Source organism: Rhodococcoides trifolii (genome assembly GCF_014635345.1).
In the GTDB taxonomy this organism is placed as follows: Bacteria; Actinomycetota; Actinomycetes; order Mycobacteriales; family Mycobacteriaceae; genus Rhodococcoides; species Rhodococcoides trifolii.
This window is the reverse complement of sequence record NZ_BMCU01000001.1, coordinates 675,401-697,319: the sequence shown is the minus strand read 5'-3', so window position 1 is coordinate 697,319 and position 21,919 is coordinate 675,401. Positions and strand designations below refer to the sequence as shown.

Here is a 21,919-nt window from a genome sequence, read left to right as displayed (position 1 = left end):
CCCACCGAGAGAAGGCTAGTTCGGATAGCGCGGTCGAGCCGAGTTGCGCACTACTCGTTTCTCCCCGAAATCAACCGTGCCTGGTCCTACTATGCGCACTATGGCCACCTGGACGACATCAGCAACCCTCGCACTACGCGCAGACGCGACCACCCGCGTCGCGGACATCGACGCGCGAGCCAAGCCCGGATTTCACGGGCGCAAGAGCGACGGCAAGCAGTTGCTCGGCGAGCGCGGTGAGGTTCTCGCCGCTTTGCAGGAGAAGCTCTACGCCGGTGGTCGATCCGGCGATCACCGCAGCATTCTGCTGGTACTGCAGGGCATGGACACCGCGGGCAAGGGCGGGATGGTTCGGCACGTCATCGGGATGGTGGATCCGCAAGGGGTGTCGCACACCGCGTTCGGTGTGCCGACGGACGAGGAGAAGCGGCACCCGTTCCTGTGGCGGATCGAGAAGGCCCTGCCCGCGGCAGGCCAGATCGGTGTCTTCGATCGATCGCACTACGAGGACGTACTCGTCGTTCGGGTTCACGACCTGGTTCCGCAGGAGGTGTGGGAGCAGCGCTACGACGAGATCAACGAGTTCGAGAAGCGGGTCGTCGAGAGCGGGACGACGATCGTGAAGGTGGCCATGTTCGTCTCTCTCGACGAGCAGAAAGCGCGGCTGGCCGAGCGGCTCGAACGTGAGGACAAGTACTGGAAGTACAACCCCGCCGATGTCACCGAGCGCTCGTACTGGCCGAAGTACCAGGAGGCCTACCAGGCGGTGTTGGACCGCACGGACACCGAGTTGGCGCCGTGGTATGTGGTGCCCTGTGACCGCAAGTGGTTCGCGCACCTCGCCGTCACCGAGTTGCTGATCGATGCCCTGGAGAAGTTCGACCTGTCGTGGCCGCCCCCGGACTTCGACGTCGAGGTTGAGAAGAAGAGGTTGGCGCAGGCGTAGAGAAGTGCCCCCGACTCCGGCCTCGTGGCTCGGACTCGGGGGCACTCTCGGTCGATCCAGCGACGTGAGGGGCGCCCTCAGTCGGTGAAGGGTGGTGCGATCAGAACGTCGACGCGTCGATCACGAAGCGGTAGCGCACGTCGGAGTTGACCGCGCGGTCGTAGGCCTCATTGATCTTCTCGGCCGGAATGGTCTCGATCTCGGCGCCGATGTGGTGCTCGGCGCAGAAGTCGAGCATTTCCTGGGTCTGCGCGATGCCACCGACCATCGAACCCGCAAACGAGCGACGGTTGGCGAGCAGGTTGAACGCGGGGAGCTCGAGCGGCTTCTCGGGGACACCGAGCTCGACGAGCGTGCCGTTGCGGGCGAGCAGGCCGAGGTAGTCACCCATGGGCAGGTTGACCGACACCGTGTTGAGGATGAGGTCGAACTTGCCGCGCAGGTCCTTCAGCGCGCTGGTGTCCTTGGTGGCGTAGTACTCGTCTGCGCCAAGACGCTTGCCGTCTTCTTCCTTGCTCAGCGTCTGGCTGAGGACGGTGACGTGTGCGCCCATCGCGTGAGCGATCTTGACGCCGACGTGGCCGAGGCCACCCATTCCGACGATGGCGACCTTGGTTCCGGGGCCGGCGTTCCAGTGCTTGAGGGGCGAGTACAGCGTGATCCCGGCGCAGAGGAGCGGAGCGGCGACGTCGAGCTCGATGCCTTCGGGAATCCCGAGGACGAAGTTCTCGGTGACGACGATCTGCGTGGAGTAGCCACCGTTGGTGAACTCGCCCTCGTAGGTCTTCGAGTTGTAGGTCTGCACGACGCCCTTGGAGCAGTACTGCTCGTCGCCGTCGAGGCAGGCCTCGCACTTACCGCAGGAATCGACGAAGCAGCCGACGCCGACGCGGTCGCCGACCTTGCGGGACGTGACGTCGGATCCGACCTCGGCGACGATGCCGGCGATCTCGTGTCCGGGGACGACGGGGTAGGTGGTGCCGCCCCACTCGTTGCGAGCGGTGTGGATGTCGGAGTGGCAGATGCCGGCAAATTTGACGTCGATCAGGATGTCGTTCGGTCCGAGCTCGCGCCGCTCGATCGTGGTCTTCTCGAGCGGGGCATCGGGGGCAGTGGCGGCGTATGCAGTTGCTGTGGACATAGCTACATGTCTACCCATGCATCGTTGACTCGTAAACCGACTACCCCCGGCGCCGACAGGTCAGCGTGCCGTGTATGCCCGATATCCGAGGAATCCGACGTACCCGGCGAGGGCGACGAATCCCAGCTTGCGAGTCTGTGGGATCGCGATGGCGGTGCCGACCGCCAATTCGGTGGCTCCGTTGCGATAAGTCCAGGTCCGGACGTCTTTCGGGAACGCTGCGGAGGTGATCCCGGCGAACGCGTCGGGCGCTACGAAGTGCGCGGCCCCCGTGGCGGCGAGCCCGATTCCGAGCACTGTGGGGGCGGTAGACGAAGCCATGATGTGATCCTTCTCCTGTTCATCCAATGTTCAATCAATTTGTCTGTATCGACACGGTTACACAAACAGTAACCAGCTAACTCGACTTCGTGAACCGTTCACCCAACGCGTTCCCCATTCGGGTCAGCGCGGCGGACACGTCCTGATACCGAGGACCGAACACCCGCGGCACGACGTCGAAGCCGCGCGCGTCGGGACCGATCAACACCCGCGGCTTGTCCTTCTCGACACCCGCCAGGATGACGTTCGCCGCGCGGGCGGGCTTCGTGAGCGCGAACCGCTGAAACGCCTTCGAACGTTTCTCCGGATCGCCCATGTCGTCCATACCGCGGGCGTATTTGACGATGTTGGTCTTGATCCCGCCGGGATGCACACAGGTGACACCGACCGGGTGTCCCGCGATCCGCATTTCCTGCCGCAGCGCTTCGGTGAACCCGCGCACCGCGAACTTCGCCGAGTTGTACGCACTCTGGCCGGGCACACCCACCAGACCGAAGACGCTGGAGATGTTGACCAGATGTCCGTCTCCCGACTCGACGAGCGCGGGCAGGAACGCTTTGGTTCCGTGCGCGACGCCCCAGAAGTCGATGTTCATCAACCATTCGAAGTCGTCCCAGGACATGTCGAGCACATCGCCTCCGAGCGCGACTCCGGCGTTGTTGATCACCAGATTCACGGTGCCGAAGTGGGCTCGAACCTCGTCGGCGTGCGCGTAGACGGCCGCGCGGTCGCTCACGTCGAGGGCGGACGGGACCACCGTGGCGCCGAGCGCCTCGCACGCCGCGGCGGTTCCCGACACAGCCGCGAAGTCGACGTCGGAAATCGCCAGACGGGCGCCGCGTCGCGACAGCTCGAGCGCCAACGCCGCACCGATTCCCGAACCGGCGCCGGTGATCACCGCGACCTTGCCGTCGAACGACTTCACGCCGACACCTCCGCGAGATCCGTCGGTGTGTCCCGACGAACTCCGAGGAACTCGTAGTCGGCTGGGTCGACCGAGCGGGTGCGAAGCCAGTACTGCCACGTCCCTCCGGGCCAGATGGTGCGATTGACTCCGGACGCGTCGAGGTACCAGCTGGTGCACCCACCGGTGGACCAGACACCGCGGGAGAGCTTGCGGTGGATCTCGGTGTCGAAGCGGGCCTGCGCGTCGTCACGGACCATGATCGCTCGCGCCGACGCGGAGTCGACCAACCCGATTGCCTCGATGACGTACGAGATCTGCTGCTCGATCATGAACACGACCGAGTTGTGTCCGAGCCCGGTGTTGGGTCCGAGAAGGAAGAAGGCGTTCGGATAGCCCGCCGCAGTGATGCCGAGGTGTGTCCGAATGCCGTTCTCCTGCCAGTGTGGGACGAGCTGCGTTCCGTCGAGGCCCGCGATGTTCACGCTCTCGAACCCGTCGGTCACGTGGAACCCGGTCGCGTACACGATCACGTCGACCTCTCGTTCGATGCCGTCGCGGGCGACGATGCCGCGCGGCGTCACCTTCTCGATGCCGTCGGTGATCACCTGCGTGTGCTCTCGATTCAGGGCCGGGTAGTAGGTGTCGGACCCCAGGATGCGCTTGCATCCGATGCGGTAGTCCGGCGTCAGTTTCTCTCGAAGCGCAGGGTCATCGATCGACTTGGCAATGTTCTTCTTCGCCGCGTTCTCGATCGGCTTCATCAGGTAGGGACGTCCGTTCAGCCCGAACGCCAGCGTTTCGGCAAACAGGTACACCCCGTCGCGGAAGAGCCGTCGCACACCGGGAAGTCGCCGGAACGCGGCCCGCGCCGCCGACGGGATCTCGAAGTTCTTTCGGGGTGTCACCCACGCCGGGGTGCGCTGGTAGAGCTGGAGCTCGGCGACTCGATCCACGATCTGCGGAACGAATTGAACTGCGCTGGCACCGGTTCCGATGACCGCGACACGTTTGCCGGTCAGGTCGACGGAATGGTCCCACTGCGCGGAGTGGAACGCCGGACCGTCGAAAGTCTCGACTCCGTCGAGGGCAGGAACGTTCGGAATGTGCAAGGCGCCCACCCCCGACACCACGAACTGCGCGACGACGGTGTCGCCCTCGACGGTGTCGATGTGCCACACCGAATTCTCCGGGTCCCACCGGCCGCCGGCACAGGTCCGGCCGAACCGAATGTGTTCGCGCAGTCCGTGTTTGTCGACGACACCCCTAAGGTACGCGAGAATTTCGGGTTGCCCGGACCACATCTTGGACCACTCGGTGTTCGGCTCGAACGAGAACGAGTACAGGTGCGACGGAACGTCACAGGCGCATCCGGGATACGTGTTGTCGCGCCACGTGCCGCCGATGTCGTCGGCCTTCTCGAGAATCACGAAGTCGTGGTGGCCCGCCTCCTTCAGCTTGATCCCCATACCGATTCCGGAGAATCCGGTGCCGATCACCACCACTCGTGTGCGAATCGTTGTCACTACTACGTCCACCCCATCGAAAATCGTTGCCGCGCCTGCATTACCGTGCTGTCGTGAACCGGGTCGTCGTCCCTGTCAACGCCCACAACCTTCGTGCGACGCCGCAATCCATCAGTCCCGCCGAGGCGAAGAACTCCGCCGATTGCCGTGCGACTCGTGCTCGCGCCGCACGTTCTCCGCGCGACGCCGCCCGTCGCGTCCGCCACCGCCCCGGCCCCGGCCCCACGGTCGGACGCACCCGGCCCGTGGCCGGCATGCGCAGAAGAGCGTCGGCCACCACGGCCAGCAGCGTCCGGTGGTATGCCCGCGAGACGGCGTTGCCGCGCTCCATCGAATTCAGTACTTGTTCGCGCGCGAAGGCAGTGCGCTGCTCACTCTCCGACGCGAACAGCCGAAGCGCCTGTCGCACATGGGGTTCGACCCGCTCGTCGCGTGCGACGCCGTCGAACGTCGCGGTCAGCGTGTTCTCGACCAGCAGACTCGCCCCGAACGACGATGCACCCAGCGGAACGAACGCAAGAAACTTCACCGCGCCCAGCGTTCCGCGGGGCAACGGGTAGGGCGGCAGCCCCGAGGCGCCGACGACGCGTCCGAACAAGACGGCAGCGCGGGTGCTGCCCCCGATCTCGACCAGTGCGGTGCGCGCGGGCGCGGTGTTCAGTCCGCCCTCGGACACCCGTCGTAATTGGGTGGCCACCAGCACGGTGATCAGGTAGGCACCGAACGACAGGACAGCCACGGCCTCGTGCAGCGCACGGTCGCGACGCTCGTCCTCGGACATCCGCACCCAGATTCGACTGCCGTACAGCGACACTCGCTCCGGGGGCATCGCGTACAGGTCGTGGCGCCACGGCGCGGACCAGTCGACGTCGACCTCGGGATCGAACCCGTCGACGGCGACGGACCGGGATGTCACAGAACCAGATCGTCGGGCACGGCGCGCGTCATTTTCCACAAGCGCTTGGTCACCCGACCTTCGAGCATGCCGGCGTCCTGGAAGAAGCGAATCATGGCGTCCGACGCGAACGTGCTGTTGCGCGCAAAGGTCTCACTGGTGACGGCGGTGACGAATCCACGCACCGGACGAATCCCCACGCTTCGGTACACCGAGGGATGCACCAGCGCCAGGAACGTGAAGTTCGCTGCCCCGGCGAGGATCACGCGATGCAGAGCTCGGCGCACCGGGCCGAGACGGGCCATGCCACGTACCAGTTCCTCACGCGCGTACGTGATGTGCCGCGCCTCCTCCAGCACGTGGATCTTCATGAGCTGTCGCAGATGTGGCTGAATTCCTTCGTCATGCATCGCTTCTCGTTGAGCGCGGTCGAGAACTTCCTCGATCAACAGGATGGTCCCGTAGGTCGCCGGGCCCACCGGGAGGAACTGGGCGAGATGGGCCAACGTGATCATCGGACGCGGCCGCAGTACCGGTCCGCGGCCCATCTTCTCGATGGCCCTGCCGAACATCAGCGAGTGCCTCGCCTCTTCACCGATCTCGGCGAGTGCGTACAGCGAGTGGTCCGACAAACCGCTCGTGGTGGCGACGCGGAGAAGATTCCCGCTGAGAAACAACTCGGCATAGATGCCGAACGAGAGGATACTGACTATCTCGTTCCTACCGAGTTCGATGCGTTGCTCCGGCGTCAACGTGTTCCACAACGCCGTGCCGTACAACGAGATACGGTTGTCGGGCATGAAACGCAGCCCGTCGACCCACGGCTGATCCCAGTCGATGTCGACTTCGGAGTCGTAGAAGTTGTTCGCGGTGGACTTCAACAAACGAGCAGCCGTCTTCTGCCGGTCGCGCGTCCTCGAATTGCCCACCGTCGAATCGCGCACCGTCGAATCGATCGCCATCGTGCCCCCGCTCGTGGTCGACATGTCCCCACCCACACCGAACTTGCCGTAGCCGGTACCGCTGGTATCGGTTACTGTCGAAAGTGTGGTCGACCTCACGGCAGGTGTCAACAACGGAGGAGCACAGCTGTGACCGTACCTGATTCAATGGCGTTGTGCGGCATGGACTCCGCCGATTCGGTGGCTCCATCATGACCGACGCCGACTACGCGGGTCCCGCCACTCTCGTCGTCGACGACACCGAGTTCGCGGTCGAGCTGGAGTTGCGCGGGCACGCGCAACCCATTGACGGGATCTACCGGTGGTACGGGCGCATCAGACCGGACGACGCGTTGCATCGAGCGCTGGGTGGACGCCGAAAACCGGCCCTGGTGCGCACACCGGGCGGTGAAGCGCCCGGAACCGTCGGTGACGTCGACTTCTGGGGTCGCTACCGAATACAGGGAAAGAGCACCCCTCCGTACCGGATCGAAACCGACGTCAGGAAAGTCGACATGGCTGCTGCCCGAGAAGCTTCTCCGTCCGCCGACGACGCGCTGAGCCGCGCTGCCGGGATGATCGACACGGCGCGCGTCGCGCGCGTGAGCACCTCCGGCGGTTTCGTCGACGTTCTCCCCGACACCGCTGACGCACCGACGCCCACCGTGGCCCAGCATGCGATGAACAATCCGGTGGTGGCAGCGATCTACGAGAAGCTCTGGCGTCCGGCACTCGGCCGGGTGGCGATGGGCGTCGGGAGCATGTCGGTCGACGACGAACGACGCCGAGCCGTCTCCGATATGCGATTGAAGGGCGAGATGACCGTGCTCGACGTCGCGTGCGGGCCCGGCAATTTCACCCGATTCCTGTCCGAGCACCTTGGCGGCGACGGCATTGCCATCGGTTTCGACATCTCCGCTCCCATGATTGCCCGAGCCGTACGAGACAACCGCGGTCCCCGCGCCGCCTACGTTCGGGGGGACGCCCGCACGCTCCCGTACGCGGACGGGTCCTTCGACGCCGTGTGCTGTTACGCCGCACTGTATTTGGTACCGGAACCGTTCACCGTCGTGGACGAGCTGATGCGTGTGGTGAAACCGGGTGGGCGCATCGCCCTGATGACGAGCTACGGACGCTCCTTCGCACCCGTGAAGGCCGCCGTGACCGCAGGTGCAGCGCTGAGCGGCATCCGCATGTTCGACAAGTCGACGTTCACCGACATTCTGCGCGCAGCCGGATTCGCCGAGATCGGCCAGGACATCCGCGGTGTCGCTCAGTTCGTGAGCGCCACGCGGGGATAGACCCCTACTGACCGGTGTCGGCCCCGTAATCGGTGACCAGCCACTGGTCACCGGTGTGTTCGACCGTGACCGTCAGCAGGGTCGGCACCGCACCGGGCTCGGGCTGCTGCAGGTTCTGCGTCGTCTGGGTCGCGAACACCGACACGGTGTACGTGTCACCGTCCTGGCCTGTGACGGTGGCCGCGTTCACCTTGCCGGACGCCACCACCTGTGACTGGGACATGATCTGCGACAGCACGTCTCGGACGCCTTCGAAGCGCTCCTTCAGTGAATCCGTCGTCCCGTCCTCCACCCCGGCGAAGAATCCGTCGAGATCGGTGTGGGCGTACGTCAACGACCGTTCGGTGTAGGCGCGGGCCGTGTCGATCGCGGTCTGCCGGTCGGCGGCTGCTGCCCGGTCGGCCGCCAGCGCCCCATCGGCGGAACGCCACGCCAGACCCGCCACCACAGCGGCGACGATCGAGATCACCGCGACCACCACGGCAACGACGGTGACGATCCGACCGCGGGACCGCGGTGAGGCGGCGGTGTCCGTGTCCGTCGCGTCGGTGCCCGCCGTCTCGGTGGTCGCCGTGTCGGTGTCGTCGACGTCCTTCGACGCCTTCTTGTCGAGATCGATTGTCATACTTGCCTTCTCTTCTATCGGTGGAACGTCGGTCGCCCGGCTGTTCAGTTGCCCTGCAGTTCAGTTGCCCGGCAACGTCACGGCGACCCTGGCGGGACCACCCTGCGGAAACACTTGCTCGAGCATCGTGACCAGCGCCCCGGCGTCGACCCGGAGCGGTCTGATCGGCTTGGTCACCGGCCGCAGCACGGTAGCGATGAACCCGAGATCCGGTGACAGCTGGCTCAAGTACTCGTCGATCTTGGGGACCAACCTCGCCAGTTCACCGTCCCATACCGTCTCACCCACGTAGGAGTACTTCTGGTACGAATCGATGAGGTGCTCGAGGGCCGAGCCGGATGCGCTGAGTTCCGGGACCGCGTCCGCCAGACGAGGTCCGAGCTGATCCGCGTACGCATCTTCACCGAGCACCTGCAGGTTGTAGTACAACCGCCGCACCTGATCCTTACGATCGGACAGGGTGATCGAGAGCAGCCGGAGCACCTCGATGATGTTGTCGACGTCGCCTTCACGACCTCTCGTCGCGACGTCCACCGTGTTCACGATCCCGCCGATGGCATCGGTGTCGATTTCTGCAGTCAGAGCATCGGCAACCGCGAGCGTGTCGCTCACACTGGGCGAGACGTCGACGTTCTCTGCTGCGACGGTGTCGCCGTCGCGGAGATAGGGGCCCGACGTCGACGCGGGACGGAAGTCCAGGAACTGCTCACCCGCAGCAGAGAGATTCGAGATCTTGACCTCGGTGCCCGTGGGAATTTGTTGTGAGGCATCGACTCGGACGACTGCGCGCAATCCGTCGGATCCGACGTCGATATGTTCGACGGTGCCGATTGCCATGCCACGCAGCGTTACCCGTGACGCCGCCGACAACCCCCCGGACGTGGTGAGAGGGACCGTGATCTCCGAGTAGTCGCGGCGTGGATCCATGTCGAGAACGTCCAGTGCGATGTATCCGACACCCAGGACCGCGACGAGAGCCAGCGCCGAGGCCGACAGGATCGAGTTCTTCATCGTACGATTCCGATCGATCGCAGTACCGTGATCATCTCGTTGGCCCGATCGACCGGTGCAGCACCGGGACTCGTCTCTCCCGACACCGACGTGATGCGCACGTTCGGTGTCGACGCGAAGAACGGCACCAGCTTGTCACGCAGGAGGGCGTCCGTCTGCGAGGCCAACATCGGGATGCTGATGTCCGCGTTGGCGACGGTGAGAATGGTCGGCTTCAATGTCGAGAGAACGTCCTTCAGATCTCCCGCGATCGGATTGACGAGGTCACCGATTCCGCGCGACATGTAACCGAGGTCGATGAGGGCATCGACCACCACGAGGAGCGCATCGGCGAGACCTCCCACGCGTTCCGGTCCGCTGGTGAGGATGGTGTCCAGCGTGTCGGTCTTGTCGGCGAACGACTTCGTCACGGTCTGAGCCGAATTCAGAATCCGATCGAGCTCGTTCGAGTGCGTCGCGAGATCTGTGAGGGCCTGACGAGCCTTCTTGTTGATGAGGTCGACCGTCGCGGGGTCCTGCGGAATTGCCCGATTGAAACGCTCGACGGATCGCTGGAAGTCAGCAACGTGCCCGCCGGCCACGACTTCTGCCAGCCCGCGCAGAACATCCTCCACGTTGTCGGCCGGCTTGGTGCGGTCGAGTGGGATCACGTCCCCGTCCCGCAGCGAATCCCCCTGTGCACCGCCGTCGGTCGGGCGTTCCAAGGCCACGTAGATCTCACCCAGAAGCGTGCCCTGTCGAAGTTCGGCGCGCGTCATCGCGGGCAGACTCACCGCCTCCTGAATCGACACCCGGGCGACCGCCGAATTTCCGTTCAGGGTGACCGAATCGAGCAACCCCACGTCGACGCCGTCGAGCACCACTTTCGCCTTGGCGGGCAGGTTGAGAACGCTCGAGAACTGGATGTCGACGTCGTACGTCGACCCGGAGACGTAGCTTCCTGGCACCGGCAGATCGGCAATCGACGCACCGCACCCGGACACGGCGGCGGCCAGGGCGACGGCCAGAAGGGCCGAGATCGAGCGCTTGATCGTGACCGGGCCCGTCATCGTGCACCTGCCGCGCCGAGCACCAGAGGAACCAGATCGACGTTCACCGACGTGCCCATGGCATCGGGCAGTTGGAACGACGGCGGCGAGAACGTCAGCGCAGCAGCCGCATTGGTCTGGTCGAACGCCGTCGGCAACTGCTGGGTGGTCTTGGGGACACGGCTCAGGATGCTCGCGATGTCTCCCACCTTGTTCAGCACGATGGCCACGATGGGTACGAGGACGTCGAAGATCTTGTACACGGTCGGCGCCACCTTCGGCAGAACCTTCTGCAGGATCGGTAGAAACTGGAGAGTGAGGTCGATGGCCTGAGCGAAGCGTTCGGAGAAGTCTCCCGCCGCACCGAGACCTTGCTTGAGGTTCTCGATCAGCAACGTCACGTCCGGCCAACGGTCCACCAATGTAGTTGTCAGCAAGTCGATGTTGTCCATCATCCGGCGAACGAGCGTGTCCTTGTCCGCGGGGTTGCCCACCAACGACGACACCTGAGACAGGGCCGTGCCCAACTGGTCACCGCTGCCGTCGAGTGCGGTGTTCAACGACCGCAACGTGTCACCGAGGATCTGTTCCTTCGGCGGCTGCGGATTGTTCGGATCGGTGGTCGAGGTGGTGCCGAGCAGTTCCGCACCCAGCTTGTTGACGGCCTCGAGGGTGTCACTGATGCCGATGGGCGTACGCGTGCGTTCGAGCGGAATGCATTGACTGCGATCGAATGTCGGACCGTCGCCGTAGGTCTTGGTGAGTTCGAGTCGGCGATCGGTGACGATCGAATCGGACATGGTCACGGCACCGATGTCGACCGGCAACTGCAGAGAATCCTGCACCGACATCGTCACCTGCACATGGTCGCCCTGTGGTTCGATGCTCTCGATCTCGCCGACCGGGATGCCGAGCAGGGTGACGTTGTTTCCCTCGTACAGGCCCACGGAGTCGGTCAGCTCGGCGCACACGTCCGACGTCGAGGTGCCGATCAGTTGAGCCGCGGACGATGCTGCCGTGCCGGCGCCGAGCACCACCACCAGGACCACGGCGCCCAACACCAGTTTCTTGCCAACGGCCACGTCAGCACACCTTTCCGGGAAGCGGAACGCAGATGCTCGCCCCGGTGACGACGTCGGCACTGCGGTCGATGACCGGACCTCGTCCGGCGTCGAGCAGACCCGACATCGAGTCGGTGAACTCGCGACCGGCCGTGATTGCGTCGTCGAGCGGCGTAGTCGACGCCTTCAGCGTCGCCACGATCGACTCGAGCGCGTCGATCGACGGCCCGAGACCTTGATCCAGCGCGACGATCGGGCGGTTGAGCAGGTTGAACAACCGGTAGAGCTTGTCGGCGGCGAGCGCGACATCCATGCGCTTGGCTCCGAGCTTGGAGGTGATGATGCCGATCTGCTTCAGCAGGCCGAGAAGGATCTCACGATCGGTACCGAGTTCGCCGACGTACTCGTCGGCCACTTGGAGACTCTTGTCGAGATCGTCCTGTCGGTCGGCGATCGCACCGGTGAGAGAGGTGAGATTGTCGGTCACATCGCGGATGGCGTCGGGCTGCGCCTGTACAGCTTGGTCGATCTGAGAAATCGTCTCGCGCAACGTCTTTCCGTCCAGGTCACGCAGAATCGGGGTGACGCCCTCGATGGTGTCGGAAAGCGTGAACGGGACACGCGTGTGTTCGATCGGGATCTCTCCACCCGGCAGTTCGTTGTCGCCGGCGGGAACCAGCGACAGGTAACGGCCGCCGACGGGTGTCAGCAGCCGAACACCCACCGATGTCGCGTCGCCGAGGACCATGCCTTCCTTCACCTCGAAGGTCACCTCGACGTGGTCGTTCACCAATTCCATGGACTTGACGGAGCCGACCGAAATTCCCGCCACGCGTACATCGTCACCCGCGTGGGCGCCGCCGGTGGTCTCGAATGCTGCCGTGTACGTGTCGTGCCCGATCGGAAGCACGTACACCACGACGGCGGCCACGATTGCAACCACCACCGCCACGATGCCGACGATCCCCCACAGCGTCTGGCTGCCGGCGCGAACCGAACTCATCTGCACACCTTCAGTTTCTGGTTTCCGAGCACGATGGAACCGATACCCGGGATGTCGGTGTCGCCGCTCGAGCAGGCGTACGTTGCGCCCCCCGGCGCGGACTTCAGCGAGCCGTCGAAGGAACGCAGCAGGCCGGGTGTCATGGCCAGCAGGTCGACGATCTGTTGCGCGCCCGGAACGAGTCGGTGGAACTGGCCGTCCAACGGTCCGTAGGACGAGTCGTAGATGTCGCGGAGTTGCTCACCGATGTCGAGGAACTCACCCTGTCCGTTGTTGATGTCGTCGACGGCGGCCAAGAGTGTGTCGGCCTGGTTGCCGAACGTCGAGACCACTCGGTCGAGCTCGGCGAAGAGTCGTCCGAGCTGTTCCGATCGCTCGCCGACGACACCCGAGATCGCTCCGAGATTTCGCACGAGCAGGACGATGATGTTCTCGCGCTGCTGGGCGTAGGTGGTCAAGCCGTCGAGGTCGCGCAGTACCGGGCCGAGACCGGATCCGTCGCCTTGGACGAGGTCCAACACGTTCTGCGCGAACAGGTTCACCTGGTTGGTGTCGAGGGTTTCGAAAATCGGCTGGAACCCGTCGAACAGTGTGGTGATGTCGAAGGAGGGAATGGTCATGTCGTCGCTGATCGTCGATCCCGACGGTAGTTCCGATCCCCGGTCGTCCGACGGCACCAACTCCAGATACCGCTGGCCGAGCAGGTTCTGGTAGCGCACAGCGGCTTTCGTCGTGGTGCGCAGTTCGCGATCGGCATCGACGTCGAAGGACACCTTGGCTTGCGCGCCGTCGAGGTCGACGCCGGTGACCGTTCCGACCAGCACGCCGGACATGCGGACGTCGTCGCCTTCGTACAGGCCGGACACGTCACCGAAACGGGCGTCGTACGGCGACCGATCGTCTCCGGAACCGTTCCGAAGAGCGCCGCCGACGAGGACCAGACACAGGATGGCCACCGCTGCGAAGACACCGAGCTTCACCAGGGTTCCGGTGGGAATGCCTGCGGCCGTGGACTTCACCTCTGCACGCCGGCTCATTGCGCGCCTCCGGCGAACATCGCCACGGGGCCCGCGAGCGTGGGCATGTTCTTCACGATCACGGCGAGCTGCAACTGTGTCTTTCCGTCGACGTTGGGAAACGCATCGTCGATCCCCTTCAACACTCCGGGAATTCGCTGATACGACGGGGCCAACGTCCCCGCGGACAACGCAACCGGCAGCAGGATGTCGAAGGTGGTGTCCAGGAGCGGTTTCAGGTTCGGATTGTTGTCTCGGAACAGATCGCCGAGAGGAACGGTGAGGCCCGTTCCCAGCCCGGACATCGCCTTGATGGCGCGGTCCCGGTTCACCGGGTTCTCGAAGTACTCACTGCTGTTCACCACCTGGCTGACCACGTCCGTCACCGGTCCGATCGACGCCCCCAGTCCGTCGGCCAGCACTGCACCGCGCTGGAGCTTCCAACCGAGCGGTGCACGCTGCGTCTCCGCCAGCATCTGAGCGGTGTCGAAGAACGGCTTCAGGCTGTCGCCGAACTCGGTCGACACCCGCGACATCAGGTCGAGTACGCGATTGGTGTTGTCTGCGTCCAGCACGTCGGTGAGGCCCGCGAGTCGGCGGAAAACGCCGGTGACCGTTGCAGTTTCGGTCTCGGGTCCCAGCTTCAGCACGGAATCCTGACGCAGCGGGTTGCCCTTGCCCTCGGAGAACAGCTCGATGACCGTCGCTCCGAACACGGTTGCCGACGAGAACCGAACCGTCGTGTCGTCGGTGAGCGCGTTCGCCGACGCCGGATCGATACTCGCGTGCACCCGTTGTTGCCCGAAACCGAGCGCCTCGATCTCGTCCACCCGCCCGACCGGCAGACCGCGGTACTTGACATCGGACCCCACGGCCAAACCGTCACCGACAGAAACGGTGTCGATGGTGACGTCGAACTTGTTCTTGAAGTCGCCCACGGCGTACTTGTACAGAAGAACAGCGACGAGCACGAGGATGACGGCCAAAACAAGACCCCGAAGCCGCAGCGAGCGGGGACCGGCCGACCGGCGGGACAGATCGTCGAAAACAGCCATGTCGCGTTACCCCGAAATCCTGATACCGACGTCGACACCCCAGATGACCACGGTGAGAATCATGTCCAGGATGACGATTGCGATGAGCGAGGCGCGGATGGCGCGGCCCGATGCTCGCCCGACACCCTCCGGTCCGCCCGTGGCGTAGTAGCCCTGGTAGCCGTGAATCATGATGACGAACGCGACGAAAATTGTTGCCTTGAGTAGCGAGTAGCCCAGATCCGACAGTTGGAGGAACGCGGAGAAGTAGTGGTCGTAGGTTCCCGTTGCCTGATTTCCGAAGAGCGACACCACCAACGACGCGGACACGTACGTCAGAATGAGGGTGAGCAGGTACAGCGGAATGATGGTGACGATCCCGGCGATCACACGCGTGGTGACGACGAACGGGATCGAGCGAATACCGACCACTTCGAGCGCATCGATCTCTTCGGAGATACGCATGGCGCCGATCTCGGCGGTCATTCGGCACCCGGCCTGAGCCGCGAACCCGATCGCCGCGATCATCGGAGCCAGCTCTCGCGTGCTGGCGTATGCCGAAATGAACCCGGTGAGCGGGCCCATACCGACGAGGTTCAGCGCGTTGTAGCCCTCGATGCCGATCGACGAGCCCACCGCGACGCCGAGAATCACCAGGACCGACACGGTGCCGCCGCCGACGACGAGATTGCCGCTGCCCCAGGTGATGTCGGTGAGGACGAGCATGGTCTGTCGTCGGTAGGCGCGCAGCGTGTGGGGAACTGCGGCCAAGACCTGCGCCATGAAGGTGATCTGGTGTCCGAGGTGCTCGACAGCACTGGCCGGCCCCCGAGCTACACCTCGGCCGACGCGGACCAGGCCGGACGTCCCCGGGGGCTGATAGCGAGAAACAGTCACGTCGTCACCCGAGCCTTTGTGGCAGGAACATGGACACCAGCTGAGTTGCAAGGACGTTCACGACGAATGCCGAGATCACGCCGACGACGACGGAAGCATTGACCGCATTGGCGACGCCACGGGGACCCGAGGTGGCCTCGAAACCGCGTTGGCACGCGACCAGGACCACGATGACCCCGAAGATCTCCGCTTTGACCAGCGCGACGACGAGGTCGGCCGTCGACGCGAACGAGCCGAACGACGCGAGGTAACTACCGGGGGTGCCGTCCTGGAACCCGACGTTGACGACGTAACCGGCGATCAGACCCATGAAGATCACCAGTGAGCACAAGAGCGGGGCGACCACCAGCATCGCCGCCAATCGCGGGGCCGCGAGCCGCCGGATCGGGTCGATGCCCATCACGCGCATGGCATCGATCTCGTCTCGCACGGTACGAGCGCCGAGGTCGGCGGCGATGGCCGAACCGGCTGCGCCGCCGAGGAGTAGCGCCGTGACGATGGGCGCGCCCTGTCGGATCACACCGAGTCCACCGGCAGCGCCGGCGATCGACGTCGCACCGATCTGGGTAGTGAGGCTGCCGACCTGGACGGAGACGATGACGCCGAACGGGATCGACACCAGGACGGCCGGCAACACGGTGACGGTGACCATGAACCAGGCCTGGTCGATTGCTTCGCGTGTGGGAAACCGCAGCCCGACGATGTCTCGGACGAGAGAGGCGAATGCCGCGAAGGTCAGATCGGCGAAGCGGCCGAAGGTGCGCATTCCCGTCGTGAACCGCGACGTGAGCACAGTTGTGATTGCGATGTCGATCCCCCCACATCCGTCGGCCCGATGGTCGTCGCGCAACAAGCTCTGCACACCGGTGGGCGAGCCAGATCAGAACCTAGCGCGGCAAAACAGGATCGAAACCTGTTTTTGCTCAGGTACGTGATGGCTGACAAATGTGACGCGAAACGCGTGGGTCACGCACTGTGACGAGTCACTCATCCAGTCCGCTCACCGGTAGGCGTAGAAGCCTTCTCCGGTTTTCTTGCCCAAACGACCGGCATCGACCATCTGCACGAGCAGCAGAGGCGGGCGGTACAGCGGTTCGCCGAACTCGTCGTGCATCCTCTCGGCGATCGCCTTGACGGTGTCGAGGCCCATGAGGTCCGTCAGGGCGAGCGGACCCACGGGGTGGGTGAGGCCGAGGACCGTCGCCCGGTCGATGTCCGTCTTCGACGCGAACCCGGATTCGAGCATGCGGATCGCGGACAGGAGGTACGGAACGAGCAGCGCATTGACGACGTAGCCGGACCGGTCGGAACTGTGCACGACCTGCTTTCCCAGAACGTCGCTCGCGAATGCGTCCGCGCGCGCGACCACGTCGGGTCCGGTTGCTCGAGTGGTGACCAGTTCGACGAGCGGAAGTACGGGAACGGGGTTGAAGAAGTGCATCCCGAGGACTCGCTCGGGCGCCGCTGCGGCACAGGCAAGAGTCTCGATCGGAATGGACGACGTGCTGGAGGCCAGAACTGCACCGCAGTCGACGACCACCGCATCCAGTTCGGCGAAGATCTCCTCCTTGATCCGCTCGTCCTCGACGGCAGCTTCGACGACGAGCTGGCGGTCCCGGAAGTCGGCGAGATCGGTGGTGAATCGCAGGCGAGACAACGATTGTTCGCGCTCGCGCTCGGTCACCTTCCCACTGCTCACGGCGCGGTCGAGCGACGACAGAACGCGTGTGCGGGCAAGCTGCCCCAGTTCGCGTGTGGGCTCGTACACCAGGACGTCGACGCGGGCGAGCGCACAGACTTCGGCGATGCCGGCGCCCATCTCTCCGGCCCCGACAACTCCCACCCGCTCGACGGTCACGAACGCTCCTTCAGACAACGGCTTGGGTGAGAAGGGGGTAACCCTTCAGGGGCACGGGCCAAGACGAGCAAACGAAGACAGGCGGCCCGCAACGGAAGTCGCGAGCCGCCTGACTGGTGCGCTGAAACCTCGGAGAGGCGGTACAGCTAGTGGAATTGGCCTTCTTCTGTCGAGCCCTTCAGAGCTGCCGTCGACGTGTTCGGGTCGACGGTGGTGGCGATGCGGTCGAAGTATCCGGCACCCACCTCACGCTGGTGCTTGATGGCCGTGAAGCCACGCTCTTCGGCGGCCTTGAACTCGCGCTCCTGCAGATCGACGAAGGCGGTCATGCCCTCGCGGGCGTAGCCGTGCGCCAGGTCGAACATGCCGTAGTTGAGCGAGTGGAAGCCGGCGAGGGTGATGAACTGGAACTTGAAGCCCATCGCGCCGAGCTCCTTCTGGAACTTCGCGATGGTCGCGTCGTCCAGGTGCGCCTTCCAGTTGAACGAAGGCGAGCAGTTGTAGGCCAGCAGCTGGTCCGGGAACTCGCTGCGCACGGACTCGGAGAACTTCTTCGCGACCTCGAGATCCGGCACGCCGGTCTCCATCCAGATGAGGTCTGCGTAGGGGGCGTATGCCTTGGCGCGCGCGATGCAGGGCTCGATGCCGTTCTTGACGCCGTAGAAGCCTTCGGCGGTGCGGGTTCCGTCGAGGAATTCCTGGTCGCGCTCGTCGACGTCGGAGGTGATCAGCGTGGCTGCCTCGGCGTCGGTGCGGGCGATGATGACCGACGGGACGTCGGCGACGTCCGATGCGAGCCGCGCGGAGGTCAGGGTGCGGATGTGCTGCTGGGTGGGGATGAGCACCTTGCCGCCGAGGTGGCCGCACTTCTTCTCCGACGCGAGCTGGTCCTCCCAGTGCACACCGGCCGCTCCGGCCACGATCATGGCCTTCTGCAGCTCGTAGGCGTTCAGCGCGCCACCGAAACCGGCTTCGGCGTCGGCGACGATCGGTGCGACCCAGTTCTTGACCGAGGTGTCGCCCTCGACCTTGGCGATCTCGTCTGCGCGCAGGAGAGCGTTGTTGATGCGACGCACGACGGACGGCACCGAGTTGGCCGGGTAGAGGCTCTGGTCCGGGTAGGTGTGACCGGAGAGGTTGGCATCGCCGGCGACCTGCCAGCCGGAGAGGTAGATCGCCTGGAGGCCGGCGCGAACCTGCTGCACGGCCTGGTTGCCGGTGAGGGCACCGAGCGAGTTGATGTAGTCCTCGTTGTTCACGAGGTCCCAGAGGATCTCGCTGCCGCGGCGAGCGAGTGTCGCTTCCTCGACGACGCTGCCCTGCAGATCCGTGACCTGCTGTGCGGTGAAGTTGCGGTTGACGCCCTTCCAGCGGGGATTGGTATCCCAATCCTGCTGGATCTCGGCTGTCGTCTTCGGTGTGCCGGTGGTCGACATCAAAAGCTCCGTCTCTGTTTGCTGACTCTGTTCCCTGGCGGGACTTCGCAGCCTTGCCAGGCATATCGGATGTACTTTCCGAGAATGGCACACGCAAAAAGGGCTGTCTACCAGCTATGACTGCGAATCGTCGTTACGTTTTGGCCTGCGATAGCTAAGTTTGCAAAGATTCCGTGACCGGCGATCGCAAACTAGCAGTACAGGCGTACTTTTTATAGTTCGGCGGGTCGGCTACGCATCCGCACCGGAGATCGTCGAGTGTGACCAGCATCACTTCGAATGTCGTACGAACGGCTGACGTCGACGGGAACCGGGAAAACAGGACTTTTGGTACGTTCGAGATCGTGTCCGACGGTAATGAGAGCGACACCGACGCCACCGTTCGGTTCCACCACGAAGTCGACGCCGGACTGGCGGCCGAGTGGGCGGATTTGGCCGGTCGCGCCGGCGGCCACGTCTCCTCACGCCCGGACTACGCACGCGGAGCCGTGGCCATCAGAAAACCGCGTCGCCCGCTCGTCGTGACCGTCCACCGCGGCACTCGACTGGCTGCCGTAGCCCCGTTCGCGGTCCGTCGCTTCGGCCCCTTCCGACTCGCCCGCCTGACAGGTGACGACTTCGGAATGATCAACGAGATCGTCGCCGAGGACGACGCTGCCGCCGACGCGCTGTGGTCAGCGCTTGCAGCGCACCGCGTCGCCGTGTTCCTCGGCGCCATGGACGAGCGCAACCGTGCGCTCCGTCGCCTTCGCGAAAAGACTGACTGGGCGTCCTCGTGCGAGGTCGGGCACGTGGTCACCGTCGTCGACGTCCCGGCTACCGGCCCCGGAGCGATCGGTCTACGTAGCCGCGGGTCGCGGCGTCGGCTGCGGGCTACGCGTCATCGGCATGTCGAGGCCGGGACTCCCCTCGCCGTCGAGTTCCTCACCACGGCGGCCGAACTCGACGATCGGTGGAACGACATGGTTCGCCTGTCCGCCATCGGCGTGGCCGGTCACCCCAGAACGGATTTCCTGGCCCCGCCGCTCGGCGACTTCGTGCGCCCGGTCCTGCAGCGTGAAGCAGAGGCCGGCCGTCTGGTCGTGGTGACACTGGCGGTGGGCGGAACCTCCGCCGCGCAACTACTGATGATTCGCTCGGGTCACACCTTGGAGGGTTGGCTGACCCATTTCGATCCCGCGTTCTCCGAAGTGCAGCCCGGACATCAGATGATGGAGGCATTGGTCGACCACGCGCGGGCCACCGGAGTCGACACCATCGACCTGGGTATCGGGCCGACGGGATTCAAGAAGGCCTGGGGCACACGCGAGTACGCATCCTTGACCGTGACGTCGATGCCGCCTGGCACCCACGGAGCCCGCTACCTACTTCCCGTCGCCCGCCGAGCGGCGACCGTCACTCCGAAGTCGATCGTCCGACGCATCCTCCGGCGTTAGCAGGGAAGCGAAGGTCGATCTTCGCAGGCGTAGCCTGGCCGAATGGCCAAGACGTTCGTCGGGACACGGCTCCGACAACTGCGCACCGAACGCGGTCTCAGCCAGGTGGTCCTCGCCAAGCAGCTCGACATCTCCGCCAGCTACCTCAACCAGATCGAGCACGACGTGCGCCCGCTGTCGGTGGCCGTTCTCACACGAATCACCGAGGTGTTCGGCGTCGACACGACGTTCTTCTCCTCGCAGGACGACACCCGACTGGTGGCCGAGCTCCGCGAGGTGGTTCTGGACCAGGACGTGGGTGTCGAGGCCGACGTCGAGGAGCTGTCGGACCTCGTCGCGTCCCACCCGGCGCTCGCGCGGGCGATGGTCAACATGCACCGCCGCTACCGCAACACCACGGCGCAGCTGGCCCTCGCCACGGAGGACAGGTTCGCCGACGGCAGTGGCAGCGGCGCAATCAGCAAGCCGCACGAGGAAGTACGTGACCACTTCTATCAGCGCCAGAACTACTTGCACGAACTCGACACGGCCGCAGAGGATCTCGCAACCAAACTGCGCTTCCATCGTGGTGATTTCTCGGGTGAGATCGCCAAGCGCCTGCGCAATCTGTACGACGTGCAGGTCGTCGAACGAATAGACCTGGGCGAGAACGTCCTTCACCGATTCGACGCGAAGACGCGACTGTTGGAAATATCGCCGCGCCTGTCCGGCGGTCAGAAGGTCTTTCGTTTCGCGGCGGAACTCGCGTACTTCGAGTGTGGTGACCTCATCCGGAAGATGGTCGACGAGGGCGACTTCACCACCGACGAATCGAGATCGCTCGCCAGTCTCGGGTTCGCCAACTACTTCGCGGCGGCGACGGTTCTGCCGTACTCGCAGTTCCACGACGTCGCCGAGACGTTTCGCTACGACATCGAGCGGTTGTCGGCGTTCTACTCCATCAGTTACGAGACCATCTGCCACCGCCTCTCCACCCTGCAGCGGCCGTCGCTGCGCGGGGTGCCGTTCTCGTTCGTTCGCGTAGACCGCGCCGGCAACATGTCGAAACGGCAGTCGGCCACGGGTTTCCACTTCTCGTCGAGCGGCGGCACCTGTCCTCTGTGGAACGTGTACGAGACGTTCGCGTACCCGGGCAAGATCATGACCCAGATCGCCGAGATGCCCGACGGACGCCGCTACCTGTGGATCGCGCGGACGGTCGAGCGCCGCGCGGCTCGGTACGGCGAACCGGGCAAGACGTTCGCGATCGGCCTCGGGTGCGAAGTTCGCCACGGCTCGCGGCTGGTCTACGCCGACGGCCTCGATCTCGGGGACGCCGCGTCCGCCACACCCATCGGAGCCGGCTGCCGAGTGTGCGAACGCGACAACTGCCCACAGCGCGCCTTCCCTCCCCTCGGCAAGGCATTGGACATCAACGAACACCGCAGCAGCGTGTCGCCGTACGTGTTGCGTCAGTGACGGTCGCTGTACTTCCGAAAACCGTTGCATACGAACGCAAATGACACAGATGTAACTTCTGCCTCATGCTTCACACACACC

21 protein-coding genes are annotated in these 21,919 nt (G+C 64.6%); 4 read left to right on the top strand and 17 right to left on the bottom strand.

All coding sequences use genetic code 11. The features are described 5' to 3' along the window. Positions 1–91: 91 nt before the first annotated feature. Positions 92–946 carry a polyphosphate kinase 2 family protein gene (locus IEW02_RS03315; RefSeq protein ID WP_188543249.1) on the top strand — a complete coding sequence of 285 codons (855 nt, stop codon included), beginning with the start codon at positions 92–94 and terminating at the stop codon, positions 944–946. A 100-nt stretch (positions 947–1,046) separates the two neighbouring features. Here the strand turns inward: IEW02_RS03315 and IEW02_RS03310 are convergent, their stop codons facing one another. The 6 genes from IEW02_RS03310 to IEW02_RS03285 form a co-directional block, all read right to left on the bottom strand. Then, positions 1,047–2,087, bottom strand: a complete 1,041-nt coding sequence (locus tag IEW02_RS03310) for an NAD(P)-dependent alcohol dehydrogenase (protein WP_188543248.1) — start codon at positions 2,085–2,087, stop codon at positions 1,047–1,049. Positions 2,088–2,147: 60 nt separating this feature from the next. Further along, complete coding sequence (locus IEW02_RS03305) at positions 2,148–2,408, bottom strand: DoxX-related protein (RefSeq protein WP_188543247.1); 261 nt, start codon at positions 2,406–2,408, stop codon at positions 2,148–2,150. Positions 2,409–2,484: 76 nt separating this feature from the next. After that, positions 2,485–3,333, bottom strand: a complete 849-nt coding sequence (locus IEW02_RS03300) for an SDR family NAD(P)-dependent oxidoreductase (RefSeq protein WP_188543246.1) — start codon at positions 3,331–3,333, stop codon at positions 2,485–2,487. Then, on the bottom strand, positions 3,330–4,838 hold the full coding sequence (locus IEW02_RS03295; protein ID WP_268236691.1) for a flavin-containing monooxygenase: 1,509 nt from the start codon (positions 4,836–4,838) through the stop codon (positions 3,330–3,332). Before IEW02_RS03295 ends, IEW02_RS03300 begins: the two co-directional genes overlap by 4 nt. 40 nt (positions 4,839–4,878) lie before the next feature. Next, positions 4,879–5,754, bottom strand: a complete 876-nt coding sequence (locus IEW02_RS03290) for a diiron oxygenase (RefSeq protein WP_188543245.1) — start codon at positions 5,752–5,754, stop codon at positions 4,879–4,881. Continuing rightward, the gene (locus tag IEW02_RS03285; RefSeq protein WP_188543244.1) at positions 5,751–6,719 is read right to left on the bottom strand and encodes an AurF N-oxygenase family protein; all 969 of its coding nucleotides are present in this window, start codon (positions 6,717–6,719) and stop codon (positions 5,751–5,753) included. Before IEW02_RS03285 ends, IEW02_RS03290 begins: the two co-directional genes overlap by 4 nt. Before the next feature lie 167 nt (positions 6,720–6,886). Between IEW02_RS03285 and IEW02_RS25400 the strand changes: the two genes are divergently transcribed. Continuing rightward, entirely contained in the window at positions 6,887–7,975 is a 1,089-nt protein-coding gene (locus IEW02_RS25400; protein WP_308933149.1) for a DUF4873 domain-containing protein, read from the top strand. Positions 7,976–7,979: 4 nt separating this feature from the next. Here the strand turns inward: IEW02_RS25400 and IEW02_RS03270 are convergent, their stop codons facing one another. The 11 genes from IEW02_RS03270 to aceA form a co-directional block, all read right to left on the bottom strand. Continuing rightward, on the bottom strand, positions 7,980–8,600 hold the full coding sequence (locus IEW02_RS03270) for an Rv1363c family protein (RefSeq protein ID WP_188543243.1): 621 nt from the start codon (positions 8,598–8,600) through the stop codon (positions 7,980–7,982). Between the two features lie 60 nt (positions 8,601–8,660). Then, positions 8,661–9,611: an MlaD family protein gene (locus tag IEW02_RS03265; protein ID WP_188543242.1), complete on the bottom strand. Its 951-nt coding sequence runs from the start codon at positions 9,609–9,611 to the stop codon at positions 8,661–8,663. Beyond that, complete coding sequence (locus tag IEW02_RS03260) at positions 9,608–10,660, bottom strand: MlaD family protein (protein WP_188543241.1); 1,053 nt, start codon at positions 10,658–10,660, stop codon at positions 9,608–9,610. The genes IEW02_RS03265 and IEW02_RS03260 overlap by 4 nt, the downstream gene beginning before the upstream one ends. Beyond that, a complete protein-coding gene (locus IEW02_RS03255) occupies positions 10,657–11,721 on the bottom strand; it encodes an MCE family protein (RefSeq protein WP_188543240.1) in 1,065 nt (354 codons plus the stop codon). The genes IEW02_RS03260 and IEW02_RS03255 overlap by 4 nt, the downstream gene beginning before the upstream one ends. 1 nt (position 11,722) lies before the next feature. After that, positions 11,723–12,703, bottom strand: a complete 981-nt coding sequence (locus IEW02_RS03250) for an MCE family protein (RefSeq protein ID WP_188543239.1) — start codon at positions 12,701–12,703, stop codon at positions 11,723–11,725. After that, positions 12,700–13,740 (bottom strand): MlaD family protein, encoded by a 1,041-nt coding sequence (locus IEW02_RS03245; protein ID WP_188543238.1) that lies wholly within the window; start codon positions 13,738–13,740, stop codon positions 12,700–12,702. The genes IEW02_RS03250 and IEW02_RS03245 overlap by 4 nt, the downstream gene beginning before the upstream one ends. Beyond that, positions 13,737–14,774, bottom strand: a complete 1,038-nt coding sequence (locus IEW02_RS03240; RefSeq protein ID WP_188543237.1) for an MlaD family protein — start codon at positions 14,772–14,774, stop codon at positions 13,737–13,739. The genes IEW02_RS03245 and IEW02_RS03240 overlap by 4 nt, the downstream gene beginning before the upstream one ends. Before the next feature lie 6 nt (positions 14,775–14,780). Next, entirely contained in the window at positions 14,781–15,650 is an 870-nt protein-coding gene (locus IEW02_RS03235) for an MlaE family ABC transporter permease (RefSeq protein WP_371829905.1), read from the bottom strand. Between the two features lie 4 nt (positions 15,651–15,654). Next, on the bottom strand, positions 15,655–16,443 hold the full coding sequence (locus tag IEW02_RS03230; protein WP_371829904.1) for an MlaE family ABC transporter permease: 789 nt from the start codon (positions 16,441–16,443) through the stop codon (positions 15,655–15,657). Positions 16,444–16,650: 207 nt separating this feature from the next. Then, positions 16,651–17,508 carry a 3-hydroxybutyryl-CoA dehydrogenase gene (locus tag IEW02_RS03225; RefSeq protein ID WP_188543236.1) on the bottom strand — a complete coding sequence of 286 codons (858 nt, stop codon included), beginning with the start codon at positions 17,506–17,508 and terminating at the stop codon, positions 16,651–16,653. Positions 17,509–17,654: 146 nt separating this feature from the next. Beyond that, positions 17,655–18,944: an isocitrate lyase gene (gene aceA, locus IEW02_RS03220; protein WP_188543235.1), complete on the bottom strand. Its 1,290-nt coding sequence runs from the start codon at positions 18,942–18,944 to the stop codon at positions 17,655–17,657. Between the two features lie 344 nt (positions 18,945–19,288). Between aceA and IEW02_RS03215 the strand changes: the two genes are divergently transcribed. Further along, complete coding sequence (locus IEW02_RS03215; RefSeq protein WP_188543234.1) at positions 19,289–20,380, top strand: GNAT family N-acetyltransferase; 1,092 nt, start codon at positions 19,289–19,291, stop codon at positions 20,378–20,380. Positions 20,381–20,422: 42 nt separating this feature from the next. Further along, positions 20,423–21,838, top strand: coding sequence for an acetate metabolism transcriptional regulator RamB (gene ramB, locus IEW02_RS03210; protein ID WP_188543233.1), 1,416 nt, complete (start codon positions 20,423–20,425; stop codon positions 21,836–21,838). The last annotated feature ends 81 nt before the right edge of the window (positions 21,839–21,919 follow it).

Coding starts and splice junctions, on each gene's coding strand:
- IEW02_RS03315 (WP_188543249.1), top strand. CDS start 92: ATGCGCACTATGGCCACCTGGACGACATCAGCAACCCTCGCACTACGC.
- IEW02_RS03310 (WP_188543248.1), bottom strand. CDS start 2,087: ATGTCCACAGCAACTGCATACGCCGCCACTGCCCCCGATGCCCCGCTC.
- IEW02_RS03305 (WP_188543247.1), bottom strand. CDS start 2,408: ATGGCTTCGTCTACCGCCCCCACAGTGCTCGGAATCGGGCTCGCCGCC.
- IEW02_RS03285 (WP_188543244.1), bottom strand. CDS start 6,719: ATGTCGACCACGAGCGGGGGCACGATGGCGATCGATTCGACGGTGCGC.
- IEW02_RS25400 (WP_308933149.1), top strand. CDS start 6,887: ATGACCGACGCCGACTACGCGGGTCCCGCCACTCTCGTCGTCGACGAC.
- IEW02_RS03270 (WP_188543243.1), bottom strand. CDS start 8,600: ATGACAATCGATCTCGACAAGAAGGCGTCGAAGGACGTCGACGACACC.
- IEW02_RS03265 (WP_188543242.1), bottom strand. CDS start 9,611: ATGAAGAACTCGATCCTGTCGGCCTCGGCGCTGGCTCTCGTCGCGGTC.
- IEW02_RS03260 (WP_188543241.1), bottom strand. CDS start 10,660: ATGACGGGCCCGGTCACGATCAAGCGCTCGATCTCGGCCCTTCTGGCC.
- IEW02_RS03250 (WP_188543239.1), bottom strand. CDS start 12,703: ATGAGTTCGGTTCGCGCCGGCAGCCAGACGCTGTGGGGGATCGTCGGC.
- IEW02_RS03245 (WP_188543238.1), bottom strand. CDS start 13,740: ATGAGCCGGCGTGCAGAGGTGAAGTCCACGGCCGCAGGCATTCCCACC.
- IEW02_RS03240 (WP_188543237.1), bottom strand. CDS start 14,774: ATGGCTGTTTTCGACGATCTGTCCCGCCGGTCGGCCGGTCCCCGCTCG.
- aceA (WP_188543235.1), bottom strand. CDS start 18,944: ATGTCGACCACCGGCACACCGAAGACGACAGCCGAGATCCAGCAGGAT.
- ramB (WP_188543233.1), top strand. CDS start 20,423: ATGGCCAAGACGTTCGTCGGGACACGGCTCCGACAACTGCGCACCGAA.